This is a genomic window from Thalassobacterium maritimum (genome assembly GCF_031127805.1).
GTDB lineage: Bacteria > Verrucomicrobiota > Verrucomicrobiia > Opitutales > Coraliomargaritaceae > Thalassobacterium > Thalassobacterium maritimum.
In genome coordinates this window covers 22,058-29,680 of the sequence record NZ_JARXHW010000051.1, presented here as the reverse complement: position 1 = coordinate 29,680, position 7,623 = coordinate 22,058, and the positions used below count along the sequence as shown (strand labels likewise).

Sequence of the window (7,623 nt, the reverse complement as noted above, 5' to 3'; positions counted from 1 at the left end):
GCGACCATCAAACGAGAGCGACAGCTTAAGAAGTGGTCGCGAGCAAAGAAGGTCGCGCTTATTCGCGGTGATTTTGAAAAATTGAAAACACTGAGAAAATCACGAAAGACTTGACCACAATCGTTCCAAAAGTGTTCGTAATCGAATCCCTCCCTCTCCCCAGGCATCGCATAATATACCTTGCTATCGAGCGTTACACAAACTTTAGTAACGCGATGATTGAATGCCAACCAAATGTCTTGTCTTGGAACTATACAATGCAGGGTGACGGCATTGATGCGGGGCTTCGCTTTAACTGGGCGGGCGAATCGGGCCGCTTCAAGCTAAATGGTCAGCTCTATACGATCAAGAAATCGGGCTTCGTTACACCGACATGGGAATTAATCAAGGAGGACAAGGTTTGTGCCGAGGCATCAAAAATCAGTATGCTCCGGCGCGGCTTTGAGATTAAACTTCAGTCAGGGGCCATGGAGCTTTCCGCAAAATCGGCCTTTGGTCGCACCATGCTGTTAAGCGGAATGGGCTGCCAAGCGCGTATCAAGCCGGCCCACGCGTTCACGCGCCGCGTTCAAATCTCCGGCAGTTATCCAGATCCTGAAACGATTGTTTTTGCCTTTTGGTTGTGTGCACTGATTTGGCGCCGCAATGCGAATCATGCGGCGGCTTGTCCATAATCACAGCCCTCGCCCACGCAGCGGACGCTGCCCTGCGCTTGCGGGCAGCGTCTGACTACAATGACATCACTAATTTAAAGAAGCGGGCATCGCCGGCGGGCACGCCTAGCACCAGTGTGTGGGCGTCACCGACGCGATTGTAGTTCACCGATGTGGGCGTGACGGAACTGAGGTTGCCGAGCTCGTCAGACTGTATGAGCTTGAACTGAATGGAGTCGCTATACGCGCCGGGCCATTCCCATGTAAGTGTCACTTCGTTCGTAGCGCTCATGTGGATGCGGATGTCTGGCGCGCTGAGGTCTTCGATTGCCGCGGCAGGCAGATCACTGGAGTCGGCCGGATTGTGGCCACCGAGGAATTTCTGCAATAGACTGTAGCCGCTGCCATCGACACTTGCAAAGGGATCGTGTCCGCCCTCGCCGAGCCAGAAGAGCTCCCAGTTATCATCCAAGAGGTTCCCGTCGCTATCGTTGGCGGCGAGTTCGGGCATTTCAACGATTTGAAAGCTCCGCACTTCCAAGGCAGTGCCTGCGCAAGCTGTAAAGTCGTCGCGGAGCACGCCGTATACGCGAATCTGGGTCTCTGGTAATAGATCGATACTTTTACTGGAGATGTAGCGTTCCCCGTAGACATCGAAGAGTGCGTATTGCTGCGCAAATGCGTTGCGGGCAAGGAAGCAGCCGTCGGCGTTGGCCTCTTCGACGGTCAACTCATAGAGCTCCACGTCGTCGTAAACAAAGCTCGCTGCGAGGCCTTGCCCTTCGGCTAGCGCGGGTCCGATCGCGTCCAACTGGAGGCTGAGTGTGTCTAGCAGTTCGGAGGAGACTGCTTGCTCGCGTAAGACTGCGCGCAGTAGGTCTACGGGGCCCTGCCCGGTGATGTGGGCCACTTGTGCATCGGTATAGCTCTGATAGACTTCGCGGCAGAAATAAGTCCACTCCACCCAGTTAATCACGACAGATGCCGCTGCGCTGTAGCTGGCTTCAATCTGCAGACCGTCCCAGAGTTCATCTACTGAGAACTCGGGCTCGCCATTGCTTTCGTCCATTAGAGTGGCGACCTCGGACAGTGAGGTCCAGCGGTCATCGCCGGTGCGATTGGGAAAGAGTGTCAACTGCGCATCGGATGGTAGATAAGCCTGCGCCTTAAAGTATTGCTCGAATGCATACTCCATCGCGATTGCAAAGGCGGTATCATCGACCTGCAAGCTGAGTTCGCGAATCGTCTGCTCACCTGCAGTGTAATCGGCCAGTTCATCCAGCCACTCGCTGGCCGCGTCGGAGAGCGATCCGCCAGTATAGCTGGCATCGATCTCAAATAGCTCGCTGCGATCCAGTGGCAAGAGCTTCAGCTGCTCAAAGCCGCTGGGCTCGGCCACTCCCTCGGAGAGAATTAAATAGCGTGCTTCTGTGGAGACTGCGATGACGCCTTCAGGATATACCAGCGGCACTTGATCAAAGACGGCAAAGCGGCTGCCTTCCGCAACGGATGCCTGTCCGAGGCGCGCCCCCGTCAAGCGATCGACATAGCCGGTCGATCCGGTAAACCAAGGCTCCTTGGCTAGGTTGCGACTGACCACTTGCAAAGTTTCGTAATAGCCCCGATTGAGTTCAGAATCCTCGGCGGGCATTTCGGTGGGATCTGTTATCGAAGTCTTGGCCAGTAGTTCATCCAAATCGCTGGCAGCATCGCCATCGGAATCTCCGGTGCCAAATGGATCGCCTCCCAATGCCATTTGCACATAATCGGGGATGCCATCGCCATTGCTATCCCGGTTGAATGCGGAGAGCGTGAAATTGTAGTTGACCGTTTTAATCGGGCTTTTATCTCCACTCGCAGTCTGAATGTAATAGGAGAGACTGACTTGTTCCCCGCTCGGGTAGAAGGGACTGCTATAGCTCTGCCAGGCTTCGTCCTCACTGCCGCGATAATACAATTCTGTATTTTCCGGGAAGCTGGCCTCAATGAGTGCCAACTGATCGTAAGTGCCGGGCTTGGGACTCCAGCTCGCGAACAAGGCTGAAAATTCTTCTCCGCTGAGATTGAGCGCATATACGCTGGCACTGGAGTTGATTTGATTGGTTAAAACACTGTTGGTTTCATCGCCTGCATAGGAACTGGATTGATAACTTTTCTGTAAGCCGTTCTCCGCGCCCCAATCGGCCCAAGTGTCATAGGTCACACTTCCCGGATATAAGATGGGCTCTGAGGCCCAGGCAATATCTCCCCAAGCAGAGAGCCACCCGAGCAAACGTGCGTTTGAAGAACCGAGTGGAGACGCATCAAAGAAAAATAGATTTGGGCGCTTCTGCTTGCTCGCATCAACGCTGAAGCCATCCATGGGCACTTGACCGGTAAAGAGCGATTTGAGACCGCCGCTGCCATCGGAGCCGAAGAGTTCATATTGATCGGTCACTCCGCCCTTTCCGCTGAAAATCAGCAAGCGATCGCCCCCCATCGAGACGACTCCGGTGAGCGCTCCACTGAGGTTGCTCATGGTCAATTGATCGACGATGCTCTCATCAGCTAAGTCCAGCAGATCGATTTGATTGCTGCCCACATACTGCACAGCCACCAGCATCTGTCCATCCAACACGAGGCGCGTCGCCATTTGTATCGGCGATCCTAGATCGTAAGCCAGTGGTGGTGTTAGTTGCCATTCCCCTGCAACTTCCTTGATTACGTAGAGGTATAAATTGGTATCGTTGAGAGCATAGCAGAGCAGTTGATTGGCATACCCGTCTTGTAAAAAGTCCCCATAGATCAATTGCCCGGCTGCTGGGAAATTTTCTGAGTTCAGCAGTTTTAGCCCATTTTTAATCGGCTCTCGCAAGGAGACTTGCCCCTCGGAGATCATAGCGACCAGCGCATTACTTCCATCAAATACCAGATTCGGATCGACTGGAAAGGTGAGCGAACGCTCAAAGACAGGCATAGCAATCGGAAGCGAGACTTCATAGGCGGTCTCCATACCAGTTACCAACAACTCATGTTGAATGGCATTCGGCGGGCTATTGAGCCCGGATTGAACCAGCACCATCGGCTCGTATTGCTCCTGATCCGGTGCCGCGGGGAAGCTCAATGCTGCCTCGGGACCGACGCCCACAATTTTGAAATTAAACTCCCCCTCATAACCGCCGCTATAGTAGGTTTTGATTCGATTGCTGAGCGCTTTGGGTAGCATCAACTGGGTGGAATACGATTCCAACAACAAGGAGAGTGTGGTGACAGGTGCATCCATGCGCTCCCCGGTCTGCCAATACGGTTCGCTGATAAAACTGTCTCCGGGAGAATCATAAGACTCGTAAGAGCGCACCAAACCGGTGGCTTTATCGACAATCATCATTTGAGCGCTATAGCCAAAATCCCCTGCGGGTAGGTCGACCAACCATTCGTCCTTGGTCTCATAGACTAAGGGCACCAAGCCCTGCCCCATCAATGTTGTCGCAGAGATCCAGGCCAAACTTGTGAGCGCTAAAACACGTTTAAACATAACAATATTCCTTATCTTAAAATGACTCTATTGAATCGTAATGGTATTGAGTGGTAGCACTGTTTCGATCTCGCCACGCTCAGTGAAAAAGACCATCAGGTATTGGTAAGTCCCGCCAAATTGCACCGGTGTAAAATCACGCATGTAGAGATGATGCGTCGGGCCGTTGCCACTATACGTATCGACGACTTCAGCAAATACATAGGGGTCCCGAATTCGTGAGACTTCGATCACATCGCCACCGGTCTTTCCGATATCATAAATGACGCCGCCTTCGTAGGCGATCTCCCGCATCATTGGTGACACTTGCTCTACATTTTTGCTCGGCTCTCGAACGAGAGGTGCATCGACTCGATAGCGATACAATGCAAAGGGGAAAATCGACTTTGTCACATCGCTCTGACCAGCCCTGCGCTCTATGATCCGATGCGCGGTGTAAGCCACCGGATCTCCGGGCGGTGTCAGAAATGTCGGAAAATTCGCGTCTAAATTGGCCTGTTTATCGTATTGAATCACTTCATCCAGTTCTTCATCCACCAGGCGATACGCTCCGATCCGCAGTGCCGGCATTGGCCCGTTCACGTCGTCTCGTAGGATTTCCATTCCAAATTCGCTGGTAAACATGGCTTCCAAATTCTCCTCCAGCAGTCCGGGCAGATCCCGATCGGGCCAGGCAACATTGGGCCCATTGTCCGAGCCGCCCTGCGTCCATGCGATCGACTGCAGATTACTGAAAGGTCCGGTTAAGCGTGAATCCAAGCCCTCGGCGGAAACGGCACGCACCAGAAAGCTGTAAACCTTGTTTGGATCCAATTCCAAATCGACGCTAAACTCTGGCGCAGTCTGCCCAAACACAGTCGCCAAACGACGTGTTTGGTAAATATAATATGTGCGGGCATCATTTTGAATATGACGTGCCCCGAACTCGGTCAGCTCACTGAGCGCATCCCCCACATCACCGGGACTGACGGCATCGTCACTCGCAATCCACAGTTCAAATTTATCCACGGCTTCTGGTGGGCAATACCAGGTCAGCCGTGCCATCGATTGCCCGTTCGATCCGGAATAGAGCTCTGGTTGCGCTAGCAGCGGCGCGGGATATTCACGAATAAATTCGATACACTCATCCACCGGCACTAAAGCACTGGCGTTACCATGTTCGTCAAAGACCTGCAGGAAATAGCAGATCGTATACATCGGCGCATTGGGCAAAGCATAGTCGGCATATTCGAAATCAGCCAAATCAGTAAACAAGTCCTCGGTCTGCCCTTGTTGTATCAAAGACAGGTCCCCGTTATTGATGCGACGATACAACTTATACTCACGCGCGCGCTCTGGCATGAATAATTCGAGCGTTGGCTTGGCCAGTAGCCCTCCGGGCGCGCTAGTGTCTACCACGATGTGCGGGCCACAATTTCGGTCATCGGTCAAAATTTCGATATGACTCAGCTCATACAGATACTCCACGCCATAGTAGGCACTGTTGGGGTTCACATCGCCGAGGGTTAACAAGGCTGTATTGCTAATATTGCCAAAGCGGTCCCCACCGTGAACGTTGACTCGCACCTCGTTGCGCACTGCTGCGGGTTGATAATCGAAAATCACGAGATTCTCACCTTCGGCGAAATAACGTCTCTCAAGATCGATGGGGTCTAACTCGGTATTCTTGCCGAAATTGATATTTACACTCGCCCATTCAATGTCCGGATTCGAACGAGTGACCGAGATGCGAATGATGGGCTTGGCGCTCAGGTCATCCGGATTTCGCTGAAATAACTCTGTGCCCTTTCCTGCGATCTCTAAGCTTAAGCAACGCGTGGTGATGCTGCCACTTGGATCTTCCAAAGGACGACGGTCTCGCAAGACACCGTAAGCTGAAGCGCTATTGGCGCTCATGTTACCGCCACAAGCACTGTTATCTTCCACCCGCACGGTGTAGAAATAGGTGCGCCCCGCATCATCAGCCATGTTCGGTGCGTCCGGATTTAGTGGCGATGAAGTATCGATCCAGCTCCTCCACTCTTTGCTGGTATCGTGATCGATCGGGCCCGCCACTAAGTTGGCCAGTGGGTTGGCTGACTTTTCCAGTATCTCCTGTGGGCTGTCCCAGCGGTAGATGTAATATTTATAATTGTCGAGAGGCTCCTCACCGTCGAACTCGAGCTGGCGCCACTGCACTTCAAGATGTTGCTCCCCACCATAAGCTTGAATTTCGGCTGGATTGGTCGAAGCCACGAAATGATTGCGCACTTTAACTTCATCAATTGGCAGCGGTGGTTTTTGATCACAAATTTTAACATAGTGCCCGTCAGACAACTCACCGGGACGACGCAAGAGATCTTGCGCTCCGGCAAAATAATAGAACTCGTCCCCATCGCCGAAGGTATCTTCAGCGCCGGGCTCGAAGCGGTCATCGTCATCAGCGGTGAAGAAGGTCTCGCTATCGCTGAGATCTTCAGACTCGGCCTCGCTTAAATCCGTCACCGGCATGATTGGATACACATTTGTTTGCACCAGCATACCTGCCTCCAACAGCATGCGCGCATCCGCGACCGGCGGGGCCGGACACACAGCGTCCCCCTCACTCACCCAGCCAAGACCAATCGCATCCGCCTTAGCGAGACGATACACATTATATCCAATCGCCAGCAGCGACTGCTGACGCAAGTCCTCGGGAGTATGCCAGCGCAATCGCACATTTAAGTGTCCGCGTGGATCGTTCTCGTAAGTCGTTTCTGAAATAGGAAAAGGCACATCCACCGGCTTGCCAGGCGCAGGCAGCGGCGGATAGCCCAAGGTCGGACTCGCGGCGCTCAAGTCCATTAAGACACGCCCGACCACATCCTCTGGCTCACGCGAGCTCGGGTTCCACTCGCGCAGCTCCCATGTGACTAAGGGCTGGTTTAATTCACCAAAGTAAGCGAGGCCCAACACGCAATTGATGCCGGGGTGTAAGCGTCCGAGGAAGTATAGGCCTTCAAATAGCGATGGGTTGGCCTGTGCACTCCGCACCGCAATCGATACCTTTTCCGCCAGGTCAGGCTCGCCGCCAGTCGCCCCTAAAGTCGAGATGTCAACATCTTCGAAATAGCCATCCACCCGCTGTTCCAGCATCGCGAAATCCTCATCCACTTTTTCAGATGCCTTCAAAATTGAACGAATGGTTCTAGGGTCGGTCTGCAGTTGGATCACCGCACGCAGTTGAAACGGCGCAGCGGTCGCGAAGTCCGCCGCTTTTTCATAAATTGCATACGGGCGGCCAATCACCGCTTCAGCTTCTTGAGACTGCAAGACCATATAGCCAAAGTCAGCCCCGTTGGCATCACGGCCAGTCGTTCCGAGCGTGAAGGTCAGCTGCTCCAGATCTTGGGCAAAGGAAGCCAGCGGCCAGGCAGACACAGTAGCCAGTAGCAGAGAACAAACTAAGCGGCGTAGTATAATTGCGAACATAAGAAA

3 protein-coding genes are annotated in these 7,623 nt (G+C 53.2%); 1 reads left to right on the top strand and 2 read right to left on the bottom strand.

The window, feature by feature from the left end; translation table 11 throughout:
- Positions 1-110: 110 nt before the first annotated feature.
- Complete coding sequence (locus tag QEH52_RS16355) at positions 111-674, top strand: hypothetical protein (protein ID WP_308951896.1); 564 nt, start codon at positions 111-113, stop codon at positions 672-674.
- Positions 675-729: 55 nt separating this feature from the next.
- On the opposite strand, the gene QEH52_RS16350 is transcribed toward QEH52_RS16355, so the two are convergent.
- Positions 730-4,167 carry a hypothetical protein gene (locus QEH52_RS16350; RefSeq protein WP_308951895.1) on the bottom strand — a complete coding sequence of 1,146 codons (3,438 nt, stop codon included), beginning with the start codon at positions 4,165-4,167 and terminating at the stop codon, positions 730-732.
- 27 nt (positions 4,168-4,194) lie between these two features.
- Positions 4,195-7,617: a hypothetical protein gene (locus tag QEH52_RS16345; protein ID WP_308951894.1), complete on the bottom strand. Its 3,423-nt coding sequence runs from the start codon at positions 7,615-7,617 to the stop codon at positions 4,195-4,197.
- Positions 7,618-7,623: the final 6 nt, after the last annotated feature.